The organism is Aquimarina sp. TRL1, from assembly GCF_013365535.1.
In the GTDB taxonomy this organism is placed as follows: domain Bacteria; phylum Bacteroidota; class Bacteroidia; order Flavobacteriales; family Flavobacteriaceae; genus Aquimarina; species Aquimarina hainanensis.
The window spans coordinates 3,233,274-3,254,808 of sequence record NZ_CP053590.1; the positions used below are offsets into that span (position 1 = coordinate 3,233,274).

General features: G+C 34.6%; 20 protein-coding genes. 15 read left to right on the top strand and 5 right to left on the bottom strand.

Translation table 11 applies throughout. The features are described from left to right. Positions 1-4 precede the first annotated feature (4 nt). From HN014_RS13050 to tssD, 3 genes are read right to left on the bottom strand one after another with little or no spacing between them, the layout of a single operon-like run. Positions 5-568, bottom strand: coding sequence for a hypothetical protein (locus HN014_RS13050; RefSeq protein ID WP_176029297.1), 564 nt, complete (start codon positions 566-568; stop codon positions 5-7). Between the two features lie 4 nt (positions 569-572). After that, positions 573-1,439 (bottom strand): hypothetical protein, encoded by an 867-nt coding sequence (locus HN014_RS13055; RefSeq protein WP_176029298.1) that lies wholly within the window; start codon positions 1,437-1,439, stop codon positions 573-575. A gap of 5 nt (positions 1,440-1,444) precedes the next feature. Beyond that, entirely contained in the window at positions 1,445-2,140 is a 696-nt protein-coding gene (gene tssD, locus HN014_RS13060) for a type VI secretion system tube protein TssD (protein WP_176029299.1), read from the bottom strand. Positions 2,141-2,432: 292 nt separating this feature from the next. Between tssD and HN014_RS13065 the strand changes: the two genes are divergently transcribed. The 6 genes from HN014_RS13065 to HN014_RS13090 all read left to right on the top strand — a co-directional run bounded on the left by HN014_RS13065 (position 2,433) and on the right by HN014_RS13090 (position 9,861). Continuing rightward, on the top strand, positions 2,433-3,875 hold the full coding sequence (locus tag HN014_RS13065) for a nicotinate phosphoribosyltransferase (RefSeq protein WP_176029300.1): 1,443 nt from the start codon (positions 2,433-2,435) through the stop codon (positions 3,873-3,875). Between the two features lie 298 nt (positions 3,876-4,173). Then, positions 4,174-4,842, top strand: a complete 669-nt coding sequence (locus HN014_RS13070; RefSeq protein WP_176029301.1) for a Crp/Fnr family transcriptional regulator — start codon at positions 4,174-4,176, stop codon at positions 4,840-4,842. Between the two features lie 71 nt (positions 4,843-4,913). After that, entirely contained in the window at positions 4,914-5,825 is a 912-nt protein-coding gene (locus tag HN014_RS13075) for an anti-sigma factor (RefSeq protein WP_176029302.1), read from the top strand. 114 nt (positions 5,826-5,939) lie between these two features. Next, the gene (locus tag HN014_RS13080; protein ID WP_176029303.1) at positions 5,940-6,500 is read left to right on the top strand and encodes a TlpA disulfide reductase family protein; all 561 of its coding nucleotides are present in this window, start codon (positions 5,940-5,942) and stop codon (positions 6,498-6,500) included. Between the two features lie 482 nt (positions 6,501-6,982). Further along, positions 6,983-8,224, top strand: a complete 1,242-nt coding sequence (locus HN014_RS13085; protein WP_176029304.1) for a hypothetical protein — start codon at positions 6,983-6,985, stop codon at positions 8,222-8,224. A 233-nt stretch (positions 8,225-8,457) separates the two neighbouring features. Further along, positions 8,458-9,861: a T9SS type A sorting domain-containing protein gene (locus HN014_RS13090; protein ID WP_176029305.1), complete on the top strand. Its 1,404-nt coding sequence runs from the start codon at positions 8,458-8,460 to the stop codon at positions 9,859-9,861. 274 nt (positions 9,862-10,135) lie between these two features. Here HN014_RS13090 and HN014_RS13095 read toward each other — a convergent pair whose 3' ends face one another. After that, on the bottom strand, positions 10,136-12,712 hold the full coding sequence (locus tag HN014_RS13095; protein WP_176029306.1) for a C10 family peptidase: 2,577 nt from the start codon (positions 12,710-12,712) through the stop codon (positions 10,136-10,138). A 378-nt stretch (positions 12,713-13,090) separates the two neighbouring features. Here HN014_RS13095 and HN014_RS13100 point away from each other — a divergent pair, with 378 nt between their 5' ends. The 9 genes from HN014_RS13100 (at position 13,091) to HN014_RS22630 (ending at position 20,450) form a co-directional block, all read left to right on the top strand. Then, positions 13,091-14,932: a histidine kinase gene (locus tag HN014_RS13100; protein ID WP_176029307.1), complete on the top strand. Its 1,842-nt coding sequence runs from the start codon at positions 13,091-13,093 to the stop codon at positions 14,930-14,932. After that, entirely contained in the window at positions 14,929-15,648 is a 720-nt protein-coding gene (locus tag HN014_RS13105; RefSeq protein WP_176029308.1) for a LytTR family DNA-binding domain-containing protein, read from the top strand. Before HN014_RS13100 ends, HN014_RS13105 begins: the two co-directional genes overlap by 4 nt. A gap of 332 nt (positions 15,649-15,980) precedes the next feature. Then, positions 15,981-16,382 (top strand): hypothetical protein, encoded by a 402-nt coding sequence (locus HN014_RS13110; protein ID WP_176029309.1) that lies wholly within the window; start codon positions 15,981-15,983, stop codon positions 16,380-16,382. 76 nt (positions 16,383-16,458) lie between these two features. Beyond that, a complete protein-coding gene (locus HN014_RS13115) occupies positions 16,459-16,707 on the top strand; it encodes a hypothetical protein (RefSeq protein WP_176029310.1) in 249 nt (82 codons plus the stop codon). Positions 16,708-16,935: 228 nt separating this feature from the next. Then, positions 16,936-17,553: a hypothetical protein gene (locus HN014_RS13120; RefSeq protein ID WP_217704331.1), complete on the top strand. Its 618-nt coding sequence runs from the start codon at positions 16,936-16,938 to the stop codon at positions 17,551-17,553. Positions 17,554-17,652: 99 nt separating this feature from the next. Continuing rightward, the gene (locus HN014_RS13125) at positions 17,653-18,087 is read left to right on the top strand and encodes a hypothetical protein (protein WP_176029312.1); all 435 of its coding nucleotides are present in this window, start codon (positions 17,653-17,655) and stop codon (positions 18,085-18,087) included. A gap of 15 nt (positions 18,088-18,102) precedes the next feature. Then, positions 18,103-19,161, top strand: a complete 1,059-nt coding sequence (locus tag HN014_RS13130) for a hypothetical protein (protein WP_176029313.1) — start codon at positions 18,103-18,105, stop codon at positions 19,159-19,161. A 140-nt stretch (positions 19,162-19,301) separates the two neighbouring features. Beyond that, entirely contained in the window at positions 19,302-19,904 is a 603-nt protein-coding gene (locus HN014_RS13135; protein WP_176029314.1) for a hypothetical protein, read from the top strand. Between the two features lie 207 nt (positions 19,905-20,111). Continuing rightward, a complete protein-coding gene (locus HN014_RS22630; RefSeq protein WP_254884141.1) occupies positions 20,112-20,450 on the top strand; it encodes a GNAT family N-acetyltransferase in 339 nt (112 codons plus the stop codon). Positions 20,451-21,047: 597 nt separating this feature from the next. Here HN014_RS22630 and HN014_RS13145 read toward each other — a convergent pair. Continuing rightward, positions 21,048-21,485 carry a hypothetical protein gene (locus HN014_RS13145; RefSeq protein WP_176029315.1) on the bottom strand — a complete coding sequence of 146 codons (438 nt, stop codon included), beginning with the start codon at positions 21,483-21,485 and terminating at the stop codon, positions 21,048-21,050. Positions 21,486-21,535: the final 50 nt, after the last annotated feature.

The window sequence follows — 21,535 nt, forward strand, 5'->3', positions numbered from 1 at the left end:
GTGACTATTGTGTAATCGTTTTAAGAGTAGTACCATAGATAATAGTATCATTGGTTAGTAGCCCATTGGTGCGAAGGATAGTATATAACTCGCGAAAGGGAATATTTCTTTTTTGTCGGGTTATTTTGGCGATGTTATTGGTATAATGATTATAAGATATAGATAACTGTTGAGGGACTTTGTCTTTGTAGCTGAGAATAAAAGTATTGGTTTCTACTCCTGTTTTTTTGTTAAACGTTACCTTTTGTAAAAAAGGAGCCTGCCTTCTGTATTCTTTAAGAATGATAGAGTCGTTTTCAGAAGTACGGATCAAAGATGTTTTTTGTAAAGGAGCTGCCAGGTCAAAGAGTCCTTTCTGTATTCTATTGTGGTATAAGGAATGAATTGTGGGGTGTTCTGCTGTATCCTTTATATGATCTTTATATATTTTCATAGATAAAAAGCCCGTAGATAAAATGAGTAAAAGGATACAATTGAACAGGTAGATTCCTTTTATTTTTTTTCTTTTGGTAATAAGCAGATAGCTGATACTTATTATGGCGATGGATTGGACAATATACGTAATCATACCGTTAGCTTTTAATACCCCATTTAGGGGTGTTTAGCATAGATGATTTGTTGAGGTAATGATTGCTATACGTACCAGTAGGGTAGATGTCATAATCGTAATTAGGGAATAAAAACACCAAATCCTGGGGAGAGAGCCCCATTCCTTTATACATGATAATCCAGGTAGCTCCTCCTACAATAGAAGAAACAGTACCAGCAGTAGCTATTACTGGATTTTTGGTTCGTACTCCCCATGCAGCAGCTACAGTACTTATAACGGTAGCAGCATCGGATACGGAAGCAACGGGTTGTAATAACTTTTTGTCAAAGGCTTCTGCGACAGATAATGCTTCGCCTTGATAACCAGTTGCTACAAAACTTGTTACTGCAGCTACATATTCTCTGTAATCCTCAGGGGTATTGCCTAAAGAAATACGTTGAGGTTTATTCGAACGCTTAAGTACTTTTTTTTCAATGAGTATAAGCTCTTCTTTTTCGAATACTTCCCAATCAGTAAGAGGAAATTTGATAGGAGTTCGTTTTACCTCATAAATGTGCTCAATAATTTCTGTAACTTCTTTTGTGGTCGTAGTTTTTCCATTATAAAGAACTCCTGTAGCAATAGTGGTTTCTTCTTTCCGGTAAATCACTTTGTGTTTTTGATCCTGTTTGTAGACAAAATATCGACTGTTATTCTGATGATGTAGAATTAATTGCTGGGTGCCTACCCGGGAAACAGCTCCATAAGAGGTTTTATCATACGAAAAAGTAATAAAAATCGAACGATTTCCCGTACTGGATATAAATTTTCTTTCCGGAGCAGATACAATTGGAGAAGGACAGGAAATCTGTGTGTCAGGATTTGATTTCAGGATAATAGTTGTTGCCATGATACTTAGTTTTCTAACGGATTAACTGCTTTTAGTTTTATTTTCATTGTATTGCTGTCAATAACAATGTTTTCTAATGTTTTTTGGGTTAATACACTTCCGTTGTATTCAAATGCCCCGGTAAGATCTCCCAATTCTATGTCTACAGTCTCTCCGATCATGTTCTTTGATTCGGCAATGAGAAAAACAGTCTCTCCAAGTGTGGGAGCAGATATTTTATTCCCGTTTTCATCTACATAATAAGAAGTAATAAACTCAGGAGAAGTATCAATAGCTTCTCGTGTAGTTATAGAAGTGTTATCAGTAGGATAGGTTTTTCTCCAGTATTCCGAATATTCGGTAGCTCCGTCAATGACTCCTCCAGAAGTAATTTCCAGATCAATAGTAATGGGATATGAATCTTTTTCTTTGTATTGTTCTTTATATCCCACACAATGCGCATCAATAAATTCAATGGTTCTGGTTTTTTTGCCAATAATGGCAGAGCTTATTTTTAGCTGTAATTGTTTGGTAAGTGAAGGAGTAATCATCCAGTCGAGAATCTCACTGTCTTGCGGGTATTCAACCTTTACATACAACCCTTTCAATTGTGGCTTGGTTGAAGGCTTACCACTATGATCAATTTCTTGTTTAAATGCTAATCGATACTCTATGACATTTAATTGCTTATCATCGTAATATAGTTTAGTAATAACGCTCATGTACACTAGGGTTTTAAGAGATGGTTAAAGGTAATTATTTGATAACGAAGTGTATATGTGGTTTAACCGCCTTTTTTTAAAGTCATAATGATAGTTTTATATAATTTATTGTTTTTTTAAACCTTGTTTTCTTTTTTACAACAAATTATGTATATAATTGTATATAAATATATGTTTTTTTCTCTTAAAAAGAGACGAGTGTATATACTTCAGAGATTAATAGCTAAATTATTTGTGTAATTTGTGTATGTATATTATATTTGCGTATAAATAACGCAAAATAAATAATTTTATGAACCCACTACTACTGACAGACGGTTATAAATTAGGACACAAAGATCAATATCCGGAAAAGACAACGTTAGTTTATTCCAACTGGACTCCAAGAAAAAGCAGGATAGAAGGAGTGGATACTGTTGTGTTTTTTGGGTTGCAATATTTCATCAAAGAATATTTACTAAAGCAATTTGATACGTACTTTTTTAATCAAGACAAAGGAAAAGTAGTCGGTGAGTATAAAAAGTACATTGATCATTATTTGGGAATTGATGCAGATGTATCTCACATAGCTTCATTACATGATTTAGGATATTTACCAATAGAAATAAAAGCGGTACCTGAAGGAACAGAAGTACCGATTAGAGTTCCGATGTTTACACTTGTTAATACCGATCCTTCTTTTTTTTGGTTGACAAACTATTTGGAAACATTATTGTCTGGAATTATTTGGCAACCATGTACGTCCGCAACCATTGCAAAACAATACAGAAAAATATTGATAAAATATGCTCAGGAAACCGATAAGGATCAGATAGGGTTTGTAGATTGGCAGGGGCATGACTTTTCTATGAGAGGAATGTCCGGTTCAGAATCTGCAATCATAAGCGGTATGGGACACGCTTTGTCTTTTAGCGGTAGTGATACAGTACCGGTTGCAAAAGCTTTTGAGACCTATTATAATGCTGATGTGACTAAGGAATTAGTGATCGGTAGTGTGAATGCAACAGAACATAGTGTTATGTGTGCGGGGAGTAAAGATGATGAAATAGGAACTTTTCAAAGGCTACTAAAGACCTACCCAACAGGGATTTTATCAGTTGTTTCTGATACTTGGGATTTATGGAAGGTATTGACAGAGTACTTACCAGTCTTAAAAGAGCAAATTCTCAATAGAGAGGGGAAATTGGTAATTCGACCGGATTCAGGAGATCCTGTAGATATTATTTGTGGATGTGAGCATGATAATCCTGTTATAGCAAAAGGAGTTATAGAATTATTATGGGATGAATTCGGGGGGAGTATAAATGAACAGGGATATAAAGTTTTACATCCTAAAGTAGGCGCTATATACGGAGATAGTATCACTATAGAAAGAGCGACTCAAATATGCAAACGCCTTAAGCGAAAAGGATTTGCTTCAACGAATGTGGTATTAGGAATTGGAAGCTTTACATATCAATATAACACTCGTGATACGTTTGGTTTTGCAATGAAAGCCACTTATGTAGAGATTGATGGAGCAGGAAGAGAAATTTTTAAAGACCCGGTTACAGATGATGGAACTAAAAAATCAGCTAAGGGATTGATTCATCTATATGAAGAAAACGGAAGAATAAAATTAAAAGATCAGTGTAGTAAAGAAGAAGAAGGAAAAGGGATGCTGGAAACGGTGTTCAAAAATGGGAAGTTAACGCGTGAGTATTCATTAGAAGAAATAAGAGAAAGAGTTCAGTAATATAAGTGACTTTGCATAGAAAAAGGCATCTATATTCATATGGGTGCCTTTTTGTTTTTTAGCATGCAATAAAGAGAAAGTGTGTGGTTTTATTGTTATAGGGGTTAAAATTGTTAAGTATTCAAAAAATTATTGTTAAAAATGTTAAAATAATTAAATTTTAAGTGGTTTAATATACATTGTTATGAGGAATTTAACGTTTAGGGAATGTGTTAGCAAACAATTTATAAGGGATTTGTGTAAGATCATGATGCAATTCTCGACAATACAATAAAAATTAACCCCAAAAAAGATCATTATGAGTACTATTTGGTTTTTTGAAAGCACCAATCTTTTTAAAATATTTTGTCCTCATAAGTATAAAAACTTCAGGGAAAATCACAAGATAGATGCCTATCGGAAGAATGATTATATCTATTTTGAAGAAGATTCGGCAAGCAAAGTGTATCTTATTGAAGATGGCAAAGTGAAAATAGGTTATTATTCAGAAGATGGAGAAGAAGTGATAAAATGTATTTTGACGCGAGGAGAAGTATTTGGAGAAAAAGCAATTCTGGGAGAGAATAGAAGAACAGAGTTTGCACAATCCGTAGATAATACGACAGCTATATGTGCGATAAGTGTCAATACGATGCATGAACTAATGAGAAATAATAAGACCTTTAGTCTGAAGGTCTATAAATTTATTGGTATGCGTTTTAAAAGATTAGAAAGAAGGTTAGAGTTACTTCTTTTTAAAGATACAAAAACGAGACTTCTAGAGTTTTTTAATGAGTTAAAAGAAGACTATGGTCATTGCTGTCCTGATACAGGAGATATGGTCATAGAACACCCCTATACACAAAAAGATATTGCCAGTTTAATCGGAACTTCCAGACCTACACTTAACATTATTATGAATGAGTTAAAAGAATCACAGGTAATAGACTTTAATAGAAAAGAAATTAGGCTAAAAAATGTAGCATAGTGTTAGTTAGCTAACATTTGGTGAAGAGTAAGCTTCCTACTTTTACATTGTAATTTAAAAATAAAAAAGCAATGATAAAAAAAGTAATGATTGGAGCGATTGCTCTGGGAGTTATGCTTTCATCATGTAATAATGATGATGATAATTCCGGAACAGATTCAAATGTAGCAAATCTAAATATAGACCTTAAGGGATTAGAGGATTTGGGAGACGGATACCTGTATGAGGGGTGGATAATCGTGGATGGAGCACCTGTATCGACGGGAACATTTTCGGTAGATGGAGAAGGGGCATTGTCTCAAAAAGCTTTTGAAGTAACTAAAACATCCTTGGAGACAGCTACTGCGTTTGTATTGACGATAGAGCCTGATCCAGATTCAGATCCTGCACCAGCAGATACCAAATTATTACTGGCAGAATTCGGATCAGGGAATACTGCTTCAGTATCACTTGCACCTGTAGCAGAAGGAGATTTTGCTACTTCTTCCGGAGACTTTTTCCTTCGTTCTCCAACAGATGAAGCTTCGGGAACTGCCAATAATATGAACGATCAGTACGGAGTTTGGTTTGGACAACCGGCAATGCCACCATTAGCAACTCTAAATTTACCTACCCTAAATGCAGGATGGAAATATGAGGGATGGGTAGTTACAGAAAATGGTCCCTTATCTACAGGAACTTTTACGGCGGTTAATGAAGCAGACGATAATGCAGGAAGCCCAGAAGGATTTAGTGGAACAGAATCTTTTGGTCCTCCAATCCCTGGAGAAGATTTCTTTAGAAATGCACCAGAAGGAGTCACTTTTCCTCTGGATGTAAGAGGAAAGACGGTTGTTATATCAGTAGAGCCGTTCCCAGACAATTCACCAGCACCTTTTCTCCTAAAACCTTTAGTAGGAACAGCAGGAACAGAAACTGCACCTACACATTATCCATTTGGTCTTAATGCAGCTTCTTTTCCTTCAGGAACTGTATCGAGATAATTTTCTTTATTTTTTGTTAGTATAAAGCGTAATCTTTGATTGCGCTTTATTAATTTGCAGTAGATTTGTCTGATTGCTATTTGGGAAAATCAAAGAGCTTATAAACAACAGCATATGAAAATAGATAAAAACAAAATTACCAATATAATTTTTGTAATAATTTTAGTATTGTTTTTTATTCCTTCTACCAGAGGAATGATTCAGATTGTTTTGACCAGAATTTTTTCTTTTAGTCCTTCAGTTGTTCAGGTAGATGAGCGAAAAAAAATTAATAGCTACGATTGGAAATTGCATGGAGTTAATACAGAATCAATCAATATGCAAACTGCAGAAGGAAAGGTTATTGTACTAAACTATTGGGCAACATGGTGCCCTCCCTGTATTGCAGAAATGCCTTCATTACAGAAACTGTATACTGATTATGGAGATAAAGTAGTGTTTTTGTTTGTAACCACAGATGATGATCCGGAGCTGCATAAGTTTATGAATGATAAGCATTATAATTACCCAATTTATAGATCGCTTTCCCAAACTCCTCACCCTTTTAATGGAGAAAAATTTCCGACGACCTATGTAGTTGATAAAAAGGGAAATATTGTTATAGATAAAGTAGGAGCAGCAGATTGGAATAGTAGTACCGTGAGAAAAGTCCTAGATGAGTTACTAGCAGAATAAATAACTTTTTTTAGTAAATCCCATACTTTTATACGTAGACATCCATGACGCAGACAGTTTGTTTACACACTAAAAACTATTTCTAATACAAGGGCTTAAATGTATAGATATGAGATTAATTTTTATGGGTAAGCATTAATTTATAGATGGTTATCTTCTTTTTTTTGGTTGTTTATTCTACAAAATAAATGTTAATATTTTTAATGTTTCTAATAAATTTGTGTTAACGTTTGTTGTTTTGTCGGGTTTTGTGTGTAGATCGTCGAAAGATCCTTTTTTTGTTTCTGCTTTTTGATTTACATTCGCTATAAATTCATTTAAATCAGATAATTATTGAAACAATTTTACACTCACTAAATAACAAATCAACCCATTTTTGTAAAATGTTCGATTCTTTTCTGTAGGATTGAAGCAAGATAGCTTCATGATGTAAATGGATAGTCACAGTTTTTTTTATTTATTAATTTAATACCCCACTAATTATGAAAAAAACTCTTTATTTCATCATGTTAAGTATAGGAATACTTTCATGTTCAAAAGACAATATTGAGGAGAGTAACAATGCACTTAGGAATGAAGATCAAAAGGACAAGAAAGAAGTATCGCTTGTTTTTAATGATAACGATCCCAAAGCCAAGTTTATTCTAAAGGTAGCCCCGGATTATATCGAATTTAGCAAAGATGCCGATATTGACTTTGAGAAGTTAGAATATATGGTTGCAGGGCAGATAGACAAGGCTCCCGAAGGATTTTTGAGAAAAATCAAAAGTGTACGTCAAACAAATTCCAAAACGATTGTCGAAACAGTATCAGCTGAGTTAAATGACTTAACTCCGAATACAGATTACAAAACAGTTTATAATTACAATAATTTTAAAAAAGATTATGTAACTAAAACAAGTAATGGAGATGTAGTTACCTACTCGTTGGTATCTGATGGAACTAAGAAAAATATTTCTTTAGGATCATTTAACATTAACCTCAATCGTGTGATTTATGATGCAGATGGAAATCATTCAACAACACATGATCAGATTAAAGCTAATGGATCTGTAAAAATTCAGCCTTCGCTGGATTTAAAATTAAGAGTGTTTTTTGGATCTCTGCAAGAGTTTAAAAGTGTTGTAACCTTTAAAAACACCACAAACTTGGATCTGACCTGGAATGTAAGTCATAGCTTATTTAGTCATTCCATACCAGTTGCAAAAATTAATTTACCACCCACTACTTTTTGGGCAGGATGGATTCCCGTAGTTGTAACGCATACATTAGATGTTACAATAGATGCAAATGGAAGTGTTAGTGCTTCTATAACAGGGGGATTGCAAGGAACTATCACTGTCAAAAAAGGAATGCATTATCAAAACAATAACTGGAAATTTATTCACGATGTGAATTCATCAGGAATACGATTCAAGCCTGTTACAGCAAGCGCGAGATTTGATGCATCTTTAATACTATCGGCAGGATTCGAGTCATCTTTTTACGGATCACTGGGAGTTGGTATTAAAGGAGGAGCAGGGCTCTATGCAGAAGGAAGTGTCAGTGCTAATACTGACGGAGAAGCGTCTATTCGTTGGTTTGGAGGAATTAAAGCAAATATAGGCTTGTATGCAAAAGCAGGATTATTTGGGATTCCCGGACTCACCTTTAGGTACGACCATCCAATCTATGATTATAAGTATCCACTAACTGAAGGTACAATTCCACTAGGTAAGCAGTAGTAAATATGCGTGTTTATAGGAATTAACCCAATGTTATAGTCAATTACTTTTCGGTTTTCTCAGTGACGTTTATGTTAGGTATAAAGTATAAACTCTAGTTTATTCGATCAATACCTATACTAGTAACACTGTGACTATCCACGTAGTTTTCTCTTTTCACAAATCAGGAAATACATCATTTTATACAGAGGACTCCGGAGGGTAATTGGTCTATAACTTCAAAAAAAAGTTATATGATACAAAAACAAAAAATTAGCAGAAAAAGACTTTCTTCCCTATATACGATAAGTACCCTATTCATTATTGTCTTTCTTTTATCAAGCTTTCATAAGGAAGACAGGGATGAAGTTAACGGAAGAAAACTGTTGCCAGGTATTGATAAAGTAGAAAAAAGGACGAATGCACATTGCGAACTAACCGTAGAAATAAATGGAGATAAGGGATTGTGTGAAGATGATACAGTCGTACTTACTGCTGCCGTTTCCGGAATGTCAAAATGTGACAGTTGTAGTGAATATAAAGTGATTAATACAAGTCCTTGCATAGGAAAGCGGGAGCCACTAGTGTTAGATATTAGTAAGACCAGAAACTTCTTTTTCTTTTCTATTACAGAGCGTAAAGTAATGAGGAACGAAAACCTGAAATTAATTGATCATGGAGATGGAACAGCTATACTAACAGGTTATGTAAGGAATTCAAAGCGCTATAAGGTAGAAGTAAAATTCACGCAGAAGAAAAAGTATTCATATAAAGAACCTTATAAGAATGCATGTGGAGGCACCTTGCATACTAAGGATTGGATATATTTTTGGGATTTTACCGGCTATATTAAAGAAGTTGGAGGTGGATTTTATATGAACATTTCCAAAAAAGGAGGTCCTGCACAAATAGGGAAAGGAGCGAATACGAATGAACGAGTGCATAATAAATTAGGAAGCTCTTTTTGGATAAAAGGATCCAATGGCTGGTCTGGTGATTTTCATTTAAATCTGGATTGTGTAAAACAGCTCAACACTAACCTATCATATAGGTGGTCTACTGGAGAACGTACGAAGTCGATACGTGTTCATGAACCGGGAACTTATACCGTAACTGTATCAGATTGCAACAATTGTAAGGCATCAGATACTGTAGCAATAATGCATCAAGATACTGCGATAGATGCAGGTCAGGATCAGACAATATGTCTGGGAGATGAGGCAGTATTAACAGTAGAAGGAGAAGGAGATATCTTATGGTCTAATGGAGAAACAACCCGGACGATTACAGTTCAACCTTTCGAAACTACAACATATTCGGTAGCCTTGACTAATAACGGTTGCAAGGTGGAAGATGAAGTCGTTGTTACTATTGGGGATTGCGGAATTGCTAAAATGAAGGTGTATCCTACAAAAATTAACAGAAATCAATCCCTGATTATAGATGCTTTGATGAATGGATATGGAAAGATAACTACATCCTTATATGATTTGTCAGGAAGAAAAATCCATACGTTTAAGGAACAGCCTTATCAGAAGGGAAATAATAAACTTACCGTCTATATGCATACAGTACCAGTAGTTCTTCCGGGAATTTATATACTAAAATTAGAAGGAGACAACTGGATAAGAACAAGACGAGTTATTATCGGCTTGTAAAACAATAATTGCCTTGTTTGTTGGAATTTTTTTCCACGTTCTTTAATAAAACCTTTGAAGAAATATTTCTTCAAAGGTTTTTCTCTGTGTGACTCCCAACCACATACCCAGAGATATTTTTTATACCTGATAGACTAAAAAAAATCTGTATAGGGAGTTCAATATTTGTTTAGGTGATGTCTACAAGATCGGTTTTGTTCGTATAAACATATTAATAGTAATCAGGAATATAAGGTAAGATCCCTTTGTGAAGAGACCTTACCTTTTCGATTGATTACTGTTTGACAATCATTTTTCTAGTCAATATGCTCTCAGATGTAATTAATCGAATAAAATACATGTTTTTTGTAAGTTTTGAAGCATCATAAGCAATACGATATGTTCCTTCTGCCAGATTCTTATGCAATACGGTTGCTATTTTTGTGCCAGAGAAATCTACAATTTCCAGTGTAACCATTTCTTGCTTAGCTAGCGAAAATTGAATATCTGTATATGTGCTAACAGGATTTGGATAGTTTTGATAAAGTTTCGTGTGTTGTTTAGCAGAAACATTGGTTTTCTCCTGATTGAATTCAGTTGTAATAGCATTTTTACTTGCATGAGATGTGAATTCGATATTATCGATCCAGGCAGCGTCTTCTCCGCTAGAGACAGAATAGTCCTTTTTATATACCCAGCTTATCGTATGGGTTCCTTTAGGGATAGAGAAAGAAATACGTTGCCAGTCAAAAATACCACTCCATTTTTTTTCTTCTTTTCCATCAACCATAAATATCAGATAGTCATAATCTTTTTCAGAAGATATTTTAATGTCAAAATGCATATCCGTATTGGTAGCAAAATCTTTTGATATGGAAATACTGGTTTCTTGATTGTCAGTGATTGTATTTGATTTAGAGCTATAGCCAAATGGAGAATGCGTATCTACAAGTTCCCAGGTTCCGTGCTTAAAAGAAAATGCAGCCTGACTGTAGTCTTTTGTTTCAAAATCGATAACAGAAGTATCTGTACCCGGAGTACCAGGCTTTATATAACGGATAACGTCAATCCATGCACGATCGGCCCCTTTCTTTACAGAATCATCTTTTACATATGACCACATAATGGTATGGGTACCTTCGGGAATAAGGTAACTTACAGTATTCCACTGAACTTCTCCACTCCATTTAGAAATTTCTTTACCATCGATATAAAATTTTAGGTAATCGTATTTCTCTTCAGAAGACACTTTGAAGTCAAAACTTAAAACAGTTTCTTGCGCAAATGTCTCGGTCATGCTTAACGAAGTACTGGTTTTATCTCCAATTTCGGGAGATGAAGCATGAAAGCGGGCATTGTCTGTTGTAATGATCCACTTTTTATTTCCTCCAAATGAAAAATTAGCCTGGGAGAAATCTCCAGTGGTAAAATCGATGTTTACCTGTTCTACAGATGTCCCTTTTTTTAGTACTTGAAGGTAAAATGTCTGCGTAGTAGCAGTAGCGGCATCTTTAACTTTTAATACTACTTTATGAACGCCTGTTGCAGTTTCAGGAGGAGTCCCTTCGAGTATGTATTGAGCATTGTGTTGTTTGATTTGTAACCAGGAAGGTCCTTCTGTTATTGCTATAGAAACAGCATCATCATTTTCGTCAAACGTTTGAATAGGATATTGGTATATCTCTGTTGTTTTGAGAATTGTCGATGGAGAAGAAGTGATAACAGGAGGGATGTTTGCTGGCTTTAAATTGATAATCGCAGCATTGCTTTTTACCCAATTGTGATCTCCGTTATGAGTAATCAGCTTGTTGAGGTAAAAATATCCGTTGGTTCTTCCTCCCCAACCCCAGTTGATATGAAAATAATCTCCCTGTTCAGTAATCTGATATCCATCCAGAACGAACAGATGTCCGGCAGGTTTAGTCAGTGTACTTCTTCCAGAGTATAAGACAGGTCTTCTTTCTTCCAGTTCTTTTTTCATTAAATCACTCCATGCTTGCTGAGAGTAGTTGTACTTATTTACAAGTCTCGCAGCTGTATCGTATTTAAAATACGTTTTTAAAGCACCAGGCACATCATGAGTGTATGCTCCCGAAGATTTTGCCCCGTAGTTCATGTTTACAGCGACCCCGCAGTGAAATAACAACTTTGCATTTTCCTGATCAGGACGACTTTTAGACATGTGCTGCCAATTATATGTGGTTGCTCCAAAATTGGCAGAAATAGCTCCGTATTTAGAGTGATTGTACGTTTCGGATCCGCGACCTGTTTTAGGAAATTCCCAATATCGGATAACCTGTGCCATAGCTGTAGCCACGCAACCTACAAGAGCATGACCGTCTCTACCTTCCCCATCTTCAGGGCATTGTTTGTTCCAACCTGCTCCCTGACTGTATAAGATATCATCCATGAATGGAAGAACTTCATTGGTTTTTCGTCTGGATACTGGGTTTTTTAATAATTCCCAACCTTTATCCTTGTTATTGGATTTAGAAGTTTTGGAATACTCGATACTTTGGTAAACATACTTTTTGTAGTTATCCAGCCATTGAGTGATAGCAGGGTTTTCTACAGAAATGTCCAGTATACTTTGGTTGGAATACCCCAAAATAGGTTTGGCTGTATCATCAGCTGATATAATAATAAACCCTCCATTGGTGTAGGTGATAATGTAATATACCAAGGTGTTTTTATACTGAACCTCCTGAATGGTTTGTACTTCTTTTTTTACTGCAGATTTGCTGTTAGGGGTTTGAGAACCAATCCACTGATTGGCAATTTTAATCGCCGTGTTTCTGTCTATGGAGTTCGCATGGACATCAAAATAAAGAAGCAATAATAAACTAAATGTAATAGATAAAATTCTTTTCATTTAAGTTGGTTTTAATGTTAGAATGAATGGTTATTAACACGAAATTAAGAAAGTGATTTTTGGATTTTAAGATTTTTTGATACCAGTTTTGACACAATATATAGTCGAAAATTCAAGGAGATGAATCATTTTGATTTTGTAGGAAAGGCGCTATTAAAAAAGTTAATACAACAGTGACCTTTTTGGAAAAAAAAAGGACGAATTGAAAAGTTTTTTTGAGAAAAATGAAGCTTTTTTTCTTAAAAAAATAAGAGATTTGATAGAAGAAATAGAAAGGATGTAATTTTTAATACTTCAGATTTGTATTACTTTAACAATCGTAATGTAGCGGATGTCTGTTTTTTTGCCTTATTTCCTTTCTCAAAAAAAAAACAATCTATGATTTTTCGAATCATACTGGTATATATATGGATAGGGGGTGTCGGGATATCGCTATGGTCTCAGGATACAAATTCAGTGCAGCTGGAAAATTTGTCTAAAAAGGCGGAAACACTGAAGAAAAAAAAGGATCTGGTTAATTATAGGTTTGTTTTAAAGCAAATCGCCAGATTAGCAGAAAAGGAAAAAAAGGATACTGTATTATTAGAAGCTTATAAGAATACTGGAAAGTCTTTTGAGAAAAATAAAGATTCGGTATTGCACTATGATAAGGAAGGAAAACGCATTGCAGATCAACTAGGGAATAAAAAATACAGTACAGAATTCACCTATTTAATTGCACAAACAGAAGTAGAAAGAGGAAATTATAAAGTTGCCTATGAGTTATTCCTGAAAGCCGAACAAGAAGCTTCAGAAAAACAATACTCTTTCCTGCCGAATTTGCAAACTGCTTTTGCAGAGTTGCATTACAGAATGGAGGAATATGAAATGTCATTTGAGAAATTAAAAAAGGCAGGAATACTTTTTAAAAAATTACAAAACGATCTGGGAGAATCCTCCATTTATAATAATTTGGGAATACTGTATAAATCGCGAAAAATTTTTGATTCGTCTTTATATTACCATCAGAAGTCCATTGCAATAAGTTTAAAGAATAAAGATACCGTTGGTATTGCATATTCCTATAATAATATGGGAGTAACCTATATGAATATGGAAAAAGATACCCTGGCGATGACTTATTTTGAAAAAGCACTTCACATAAAACCAGATAACCCCACTCATAGTTTGATTTCTAACTACGGTACAGTGATGATAAAACTCAAAAAATATGAGGTAGCAGAACGTTTTTTAGAAGAGGTACTGAATACTACCTATGAGTTACAGTTAAAAGTGACTGTGTTGGGAGAGCTTCAGAAAATACAGAAAAAAAGAGGAGCCTATAAAAAAGCATTGTATTATGCTAATATGGAGAGTGTGTTAAAAGATCAATTGATGGATGATAAGAAGTTCCTGGAAATATCAAAACTGAAAGCCTCTTATGAATTAAAACACAAAAATGCCGAAATAGCTCATTTAAAAGAGAAAAACAAATACCAGGAATTAGCCAACAGGCAAAATAGAATATTGATTGTCGTGCTGGTTATCGGGATTTTTTTAGTAATTATCTCGGGTTTTTTATATACTCGTAGTATAAAATTCAGAGACTTATCCCGGCAGTTATCTTTACAGCAACGGTTGTTGCGCTCTCAGATGAATCCTCATTTTTTATTTAACAGTATGGCAGCAATTCAAACATTCATACTTAGAAATGAAAATAAAAAAGCAGCTAGCTATCTGGCTAAGTTTTCTAAGTTAATGCGGGTTATTTTAGAAAACTCGAGAGAAGATCAGGTGAATTTCAAAACAGAATTATATGCATTAGAAGCATATTTGAGTCTGCAAAAGCTACGGTTTCAGAATCGGCTACAATATGAAATTATAGTAGATGATGAATTGGAAGAAGGAGAGTATGTGATTCCTCCGATGTTGTTTCAGCCATTTGTAGAAAATGCGATAGAACATGGTTTTTCAGGTGACAAAGAAGGATTGCTTACCATAACATTTTCTTTACGAGAAAAAACAATTTTATGTACCGTTCGGGATAATGGAATCGGATACTCCAAAACGAAAAAAAACAAAGGAAGAAAATCATTATCAATGGCAATTACCAGAGAACGATTAGAGATTTTTTCCAAAAAGATTAAAAAACCGTTGCATTTGGTTGTGGAAGATAGGGGGACAGAAGAAGCAGCTAAAGGTACGATTGTTAAACTTGATATTCCCATTATAACAATATGAATGTAATACTAATTGATGATGAAACTTCTATTCGGGAAGGATTAAAAATTCTCTTATCTGAAGAAGATATGACCATTATTGGAGAAGCTGCAAGTATAAAAGAAGGTATTTCTTTGATTGATGAAAGAAAACCGGAGCTGGTATTTCTGGATATACAATTAGAAGACGGCAATAGCTTTTCTCTGTTGGAACAATTGACTTTTAGAGATTTTAAGCTGGTTTTTATTACAGCCTATAATCAATATGCAATAAAAGCGTTTAAATATAATGCATTGGATTATTTGTTAAAACCGATAGACCCCGAAGAACTGCATGAAACCCTCCTTAGAATAAAAAAACAGGAAGAAAAAAATGCCATGGAAGCTCAACTAAAACGCGTGCAGGAGAACAAACAATTACAAAATCTAACCATTAATACCACACAGCGAATGCATGTTCTGCCTATAGAGGAGATTATGTATGGACAGGCAGATCAGGGATACTCCACTTTTTTTATGAAAAATGGAAAAAAAGTGGTCGCTACCAAACCATTAAAAGAGTATGCAGCACTATTGCCGGAAGAAGTGTTTATTCGGGTTCATCAGTCGTATTTAGTAAATCAGCGCTATATAAAAAGTTATGATAGAGAAGGGATTCTTTATTTGTCTAATGAAGAGAAAATTCCGGTATCTGTAAGAAAACGCGTAGCGGTAAAAAAACGCCTGAGTCAGCGATAAACGACTTCTATGTAAGTCTATTGGGGATTCATATACATAAAGGCATTTGATTTTTGGGTAAATCCCGAAACATTTATATTGAGAGTACCGGGGATCATACATTTAGTGTTCTGGTATCGAGGAAAACATTCCATTTCATAAAGAAGGTAACGAATAGTAACTGGGATACTTCGAATAGCAACTCATCATACCTTTCGCAGAAAAACATATGTACCTTAGTTTAGCAGGTAAGTAACAGGATGAATCAATACTATGGATGGAGTCTTCCGGAATACTGCACCGCATTTATTAGAAACATTTTAAGGAAATCATAGAAATTAAAAAGCGTAATTATGAAAAAAAAGTTGCTGATTTCAGCACTAATGGTTGTGAGTGTATTTGTTTTTTCTTGTAAAAAGGGAACAGGTCAAGATCAAAAAGCAGAAGTGATCGCAGAAGAGAGTCAGCCAGTCGCATGGTTAAATGGAACTTATGTAAACCAGCAAGAAGATGCATTGCTTAAAGAGATCGTATTATGTGACGAAGGAAAAGCTTCTGTAAGTTCAGTAAGCAGAACATATACGATAGCTATCGAAAAAGGAAAAACAAAAATAACCGTATCGTCTAATGGAAATTTTGCGTTTTATGTATCCGAAGATAAGACAACACTCACTCCAGCCGACGCTTTCACCAAAGAATGGGGAACCAATGCCGTTTTCCTTTTGGATAAAGAAAAAGAACAAAACTGTAAGTAAGAAATTACAAAAGGGTGCTATACTTTTAGTGTTGACCAATATGTAAGGTATAGTGCCTTTTTTTAAACCCCAATACATGATTGATAAATACTTTTTTAAAAGATTAACTAAAAAAGGAAAAATAGCCTATTTTATTATCCAGATTATACTCGTAGCCATCTTTTTATATGTCCTTTTCGGACAATTGGGATATCGTCTTGGGAGCTATAATTCGGAAGCAAGAACAGAAACATATATGGTGTTAATCCCCGGAGTGATTATTATCTCTTTACTATCAGGAGGAATAAGCCTGTTCTTTTGGAAAAAACCAGAAGAAATAGAATAATTATGTTCTTATAAGGAGGCTATCATTATATAATACGGTTGCTTATTATCATTAGAGAGAGCTCCCCAACTCATTCCTCTGATGATTAGCTATTAAAACATCTCTTATGTAAAGTGTATTATTGAAAAAGACGAATTCACGACAGTCGATATGCCTCCTGTTCAGCGTATTCATTTCCTAAAAAAAACAGACCTTTCTCTCGGGAAATATATTTAATTGGGCTACAAAGTGACTACAGGTATTTTTAGAATAATTGATCAGGGAATCGTTCAGGAGCTGGCAGTACATAGTACTTGTTTGGAGCTTTGCATTCCTACTGGTGATTATGAAAAGAACGCACAATTACTAATTGATATACAAGCAGTCTTTAAGCATGACCATAACCACCTTGAGGTAAGGGAAGATAAGCGAACCCCTGTGAGAATTCATACGGGAAGCCTGGATATCCCCTTAAAAGATATTCCCAAAAGAGATATTAAATCATTGGAAAATATCGAGGTTGATTATGAAGAAAAGAGAGGAGGGGATAAATCAGAAAGACAGGCTGTCTCTCCCGGAGCATTATATATTTATTTTCACGAACTATTTATTGAGACACATATCCGTTTTGTGTATGTAAAGAAAGGGGTTTTTCTTGTGCATATGCATGGAGAAACAGAGTTTGGGAAAGTATTCGAAATTACACAAAACATTCCGCTACAAGTGACAATCAGTTCTTTTGACATAAAAAAGAAAAGTAAAAAAGAGATGCTGTTGCTATTTAAAACCTATTTTGATACAGGAGACTTTGAATTACAATGGAAAGAAGAAAATAACGATGTGTATCTGAATGCCATAGTACCGTAATTTTTTTTCTGTCTTTTCAGTAAAATATATTTTTAAATAGTCAAAAGCCACCAACTGTTTGTTATTTTTGAGTTTCGACAAAATAGTTAGGAGGTTATTATGAATCACGAAATACAAAGGGAAACAGCGATATGGACTAAAGAGTTACATGAAGAACTCCCTTTACTGTCGAAAAAATTGCACCCTCTTTCTGAGGAGAATGGGATAGAAACCATAGAATTATTAACAGAATTATTGCGTTTTTTAAAATTGGTATCACTTGTTCGGCATCCGATTACTCCATCGTATTTGGTCGATATGGCATGGCATGAATTTATTCTGTTTACCAAAAAGTATACAGCTTTTTGCGAAGAGAAGCTAGGTAGGTACATTCACCATACCCCGGATGACGATACGAAAAAAAATAGCAATAGATTTCAGCAAACGATCCGTTATTATATTCTGTATTTTGGAGAACCTTCAGCGGATATTTGGGGAAAAGAAGCAAATAAAGAATGGATGCTTTCTAATTGTGGAAGCTGCAGTACTAATTAAAACCGATCGCGTTAGATGTATTTTGAAGGAACGATAAAAATAGACCCGTTACAACTCACTAAAATAGAAAAAGTAAAACCTACAAAAGCATTTCGGAAAATGCTCTATTTTATGACCCTAGGACAGGTCTCTGATCAACAGGAAAGGGAAACTTTTACAGCTATTTCTATATTACAGCAATTAAACAGAGCCCTGATAAAAGAAGAGGTCACGAATATCATTCGCCTATCGCATGATGATATTGATTTTTATTTAGATGAAGAAGGGAAGAAAAATGACTTAAAAGAAGCATTCGATACCTATGATATTCGAATTGATGAATCCATGGCCATGTTTTTTTCTACTTTGTCGATGGTACTGGAACATGAAGACAAGGAGTATAAATATTTAATAGAAGTTGATATATGCAGGATTCATCAGGTAGGAACATATCCTATAACAATAAAAGTAACTGGATTGCTAAAAGAATTTAATGCAGTTGGTAAAAAAGAAGAAGCGGTCGGTAAGCTCGTAGAAGGGGTATTTTCTTCTCAGCAGAAATACAACGAATACAAAGTGTCGAAACAGGCTATATTTGAGCAGTTTTTAGAACGCCTTTCTCTGAGCATTAAAAAAAATATCAGGATAGAAGATACGATTATTGATATTAAATCAAAAATTGTAATTCCGCAAGAAAAGATAACTTCCAAAACAGCTATACCGCATAGAACTGATAATGGATATAGAGGGATGTATACCGGATATTATGGATTTTCAGACTATATGTTCTATAGTTATTTGTGGTCATCTATGTGTCATTCTCACGGGGTCACCCTGCACGATACCCATTACGAAACTGAAAAAGGAGAGTATTTGGGGTATAAAGAAGAGCTAGAAGGAACTTCGTCATATTTAGATGATACAATCAATTCTGAAGAAAGAAAAGATATTTTTGATGAGCCGGTAACGGCAGAAGGAGAAGAGAGTAGTAGCTGGTTTGATTTTGATTCCTGGGGCGATAATGATGATACTTCATTCTCTTCATGCAGCTCGTGTTCATCATGTTCCTCCTGTGCTTCTTGTGGAGGAGATTAAAAAAATAAACATCTTTTTTCAATAAGAAAGAAGTACTGTCTTATTAAGGTAGATAAAAGGGGAATTTGCAGGGAATCAAAATAATTTATTTCTTGTGGTATAAGTTTGAGAATCATTAGTCACAAAGAATTACTTACACCATGGGGAGAAATAAGAAAACAGATCCGAACCTCTTAATTGCAATAGGAGTATTAATCGCCAGCTTTGCAGCTTTGTTTGTCTATATGAGGCAGGCGGCTATCATGAGTGAACAAACAGAGATATTGCTGCAGCAAACCAAGGCAAATGCCTGGCCATATGTCTCGATTAATACAGGGAGAAGTTTTCATGATAATGAGATTAGTGAGTATAGATATGAGGTTTCGAATAAAGGAACGGGTCCAGCAATTATAGAAGGGGTAAAAATCACGTATAAAGGGGAAATAGCAAGGAACTGGAAGGAATTATACACAGCTTTAGAAGTTCCTGATACGATTCGAAAAGGGCATACCAACGAAATGATTTCTAACCGTGTGATATCTTCCGGGGGAAGTATTTTATTAATAGACTTTTCTAATAATAAAAAAGTTATGAAGTGGGTGTTTGAAAAAGCAAAAGATATCCATATAACGATCTGCTATAAATCAGTATTTGGAGAATTTTGGGAAATAAAAAGAGAAGGGTTTTACACCAATCTGGAAGCGACTAAGCGAACATCTGTAGCAGAAAATACTATCAGAGAAGAAGAAAGGTTTATTGAATAATAAAAACAGATAATGGAATTATTAGAAACAAAGAGATTTCAATTACGGGTTATTGAGGATACAGATATAGCTAATATACATCGAGGGTTATCACACCCAGAAGTAATAAAGTATTAAGGGGTTCGCTTTTTGACCTTAGAAGCAACCAAAGAACAAATGCAATGGTATGCTGATCTGCTAGAGAATAACACCGGAATATGGTGAGGTATATACACTAAAGATACTCGAGAATTTGTAGGGGCAGGAGGATTTAACGATGCAGATAGTACTCATAAAAAAGCAGAAATAGGCTTTTGGCTTTTACCAGACTATTGGGGGCAGGGAATAATGAAAGAAGTAATGCCTGCTATTTTTTCATACGGATTTGATGTGATGGGACTCAATAGAATAGAAGGGTTTGTAGATCACGAAAATGAAAAATGCAAGAAAGCACTACAGAAGATCAATTTTCAATATGAAGGGACAATGAGAGAGTCAGAAGTAGAAAATGGTCGTTTTATAGATGTGGATATTTTTGCCAGGCTTCGGAAGGATGCAGAGAGCTGAAAGCTTCAAAAAATAAGTAACAAAATTTTAGTTCATAATGATCTAAGGTGTTTTTAAAAAAACAGTTTTGCTATGGAGAATACCTGCTTTTGAGATTAACGATCATTTTGGAAAGTGATATAGTGAAAAGGAAATAGTAGGGGAAATCCTTTCATTACTCCGTTATTTTTATCGATGATTGTGTGTTTTTGTCGGATGAACAGTAAAAAATACGCGTTTTTACCATAACCAACTTATTATCAATATGTAGTACCTTAGTATTCGGATAAAGGGGTTTGTCCATTTTCTTGAAAACAACTTGAATGTTTTTTTTGAACTAAATGATTTCATGTCAAAATAGGTTGCTATAAACAGCAACCTATTTTTTTTAGAGTGTTATCTGGGAGGAAAATTGTTAAAATACAGACAGCTCTCATGTATTGAGAGCCATCAGCGTAAAAATTAAATTATCAATAGGTAATTAGTAAAATACGTATATTCGCATTATGAGTAATTTTAATACCTGGTGGATGAAAATTCACCCCCTTGTGCGAAGAATCATTCGAGTGGCAATTATAACCATGATTCTATTTTTTATATTTCGTTTTTTTGGTCTTATTAATTAGATAGAATTGTAATCTCTTTTTGAATTTCAGTTTCCATAAAATCCAAGGTATCATTTCTTAGCTTCCATTCATTATATAATACATTCCCTTTTTTTTCTGGAGTTATAATGGCATTTTTTCGTTCCAGTTTTTTTAGAACCCAATTCACAATAGAAAATCGGGAAGTGTTTTTTTCAGGAGTAATCACATTACATTTTATGTTCTTTCGATGATTGAGTATTCTGGATTGTGTCTCCGGAGATAGAATAGCAGCATTGTACAGACATAAAAAATCATCCATGGATACAATATGCTCGAAATGCAATGACTGAGAAGGGTCAATATGATTTCCTGTGTATAGGTTTAAATACTGAGTATTTATTTCTTTTTCCAGCGATTTTTTTACTTCATAAAAATCACGCTCGTAGATATCTGATATATAGGTTTTCATAAGAGGTCTTTTAATTATATATGACAAAGCTATGGGGAATCCTTTCGATA

What these genes read in the sequence shown, in the direction of transcription:
- HN014_RS13085 (WP_176029304.1), top strand. Translation starts at nt 6,983, where the DNA reads ATGAAAAAAACTCTTTATTTCATCATGTTAAGTATAGGAATACTTTCA.
- HN014_RS13095 (WP_176029306.1), bottom strand. Translation starts at nt 12,712, where the DNA reads ATGAAAAGAATTTTATCTATTACATTTAGTTTATTATTGCTTCTTTAT.
- HN014_RS13070 (WP_176029301.1), top strand. Translation starts at nt 4,174, where the DNA reads ATGAGTACTATTTGGTTTTTTGAAAGCACCAATCTTTTTAAAATATTT.
- HN014_RS13100 (WP_176029307.1), top strand. Translation starts at nt 13,091, where the DNA reads ATGATTTTTCGAATCATACTGGTATATATATGGATAGGGGGTGTCGGG.
- HN014_RS13055 (WP_176029298.1), bottom strand. Translation starts at nt 1,439, where the DNA reads ATGGCAACAACTATTATCCTGAAATCAAATCCTGACACACAGATTTCC.
- HN014_RS13050 (WP_176029297.1), bottom strand. Translation starts at nt 568, where the DNA reads ATGATTACGTATATTGTCCAATCCATCGCCATAATAAGTATCAGCTAT.
- HN014_RS13105 (WP_176029308.1), top strand. Translation starts at nt 14,929, where the DNA reads ATGAATGTAATACTAATTGATGATGAAACTTCTATTCGGGAAGGATTA.
- HN014_RS13145 (WP_176029315.1), bottom strand. Translation starts at nt 21,485, where the DNA reads ATGAAAACCTATATATCAGATATCTACGAGCGTGATTTTTATGAAGTA.
- HN014_RS13065 (WP_176029300.1), top strand. Translation starts at nt 2,433, where the DNA reads ATGAACCCACTACTACTGACAGACGGTTATAAATTAGGACACAAAGAT.
- HN014_RS13075 (WP_176029302.1), top strand. Translation starts at nt 4,914, where the DNA reads ATGATAAAAAAAGTAATGATTGGAGCGATTGCTCTGGGAGTTATGCTT.
- HN014_RS13130 (WP_176029313.1), top strand. Translation starts at nt 18,103, where the DNA reads ATGTATTTTGAAGGAACGATAAAAATAGACCCGTTACAACTCACTAAA.
- HN014_RS13090 (WP_176029305.1), top strand. Translation starts at nt 8,458, where the DNA reads ATGATACAAAAACAAAAAATTAGCAGAAAAAGACTTTCTTCCCTATAT.
- HN014_RS13110 (WP_176029309.1), top strand. Translation starts at nt 15,981, where the DNA reads ATGAAAAAAAAGTTGCTGATTTCAGCACTAATGGTTGTGAGTGTATTT.
- tssD (WP_176029299.1), bottom strand. Translation starts at nt 2,140, where the DNA reads ATGAGCGTTATTACTAAACTATATTACGATGATAAGCAATTAAATGTC.
- HN014_RS13115 (WP_176029310.1), top strand. Translation starts at nt 16,459, where the DNA reads ATGATTGATAAATACTTTTTTAAAAGATTAACTAAAAAAGGAAAAATA.
- HN014_RS13135 (WP_176029314.1), top strand. Translation starts at nt 19,302, where the DNA reads ATGGGGAGAAATAAGAAAACAGATCCGAACCTCTTAATTGCAATAGGA.
- HN014_RS13080 (WP_176029303.1), top strand. Translation starts at nt 5,940, where the DNA reads ATGAAAATAGATAAAAACAAAATTACCAATATAATTTTTGTAATAATT.
- HN014_RS13125 (WP_176029312.1), top strand. Translation starts at nt 17,653, where the DNA reads ATGAATCACGAAATACAAAGGGAAACAGCGATATGGACTAAAGAGTTA.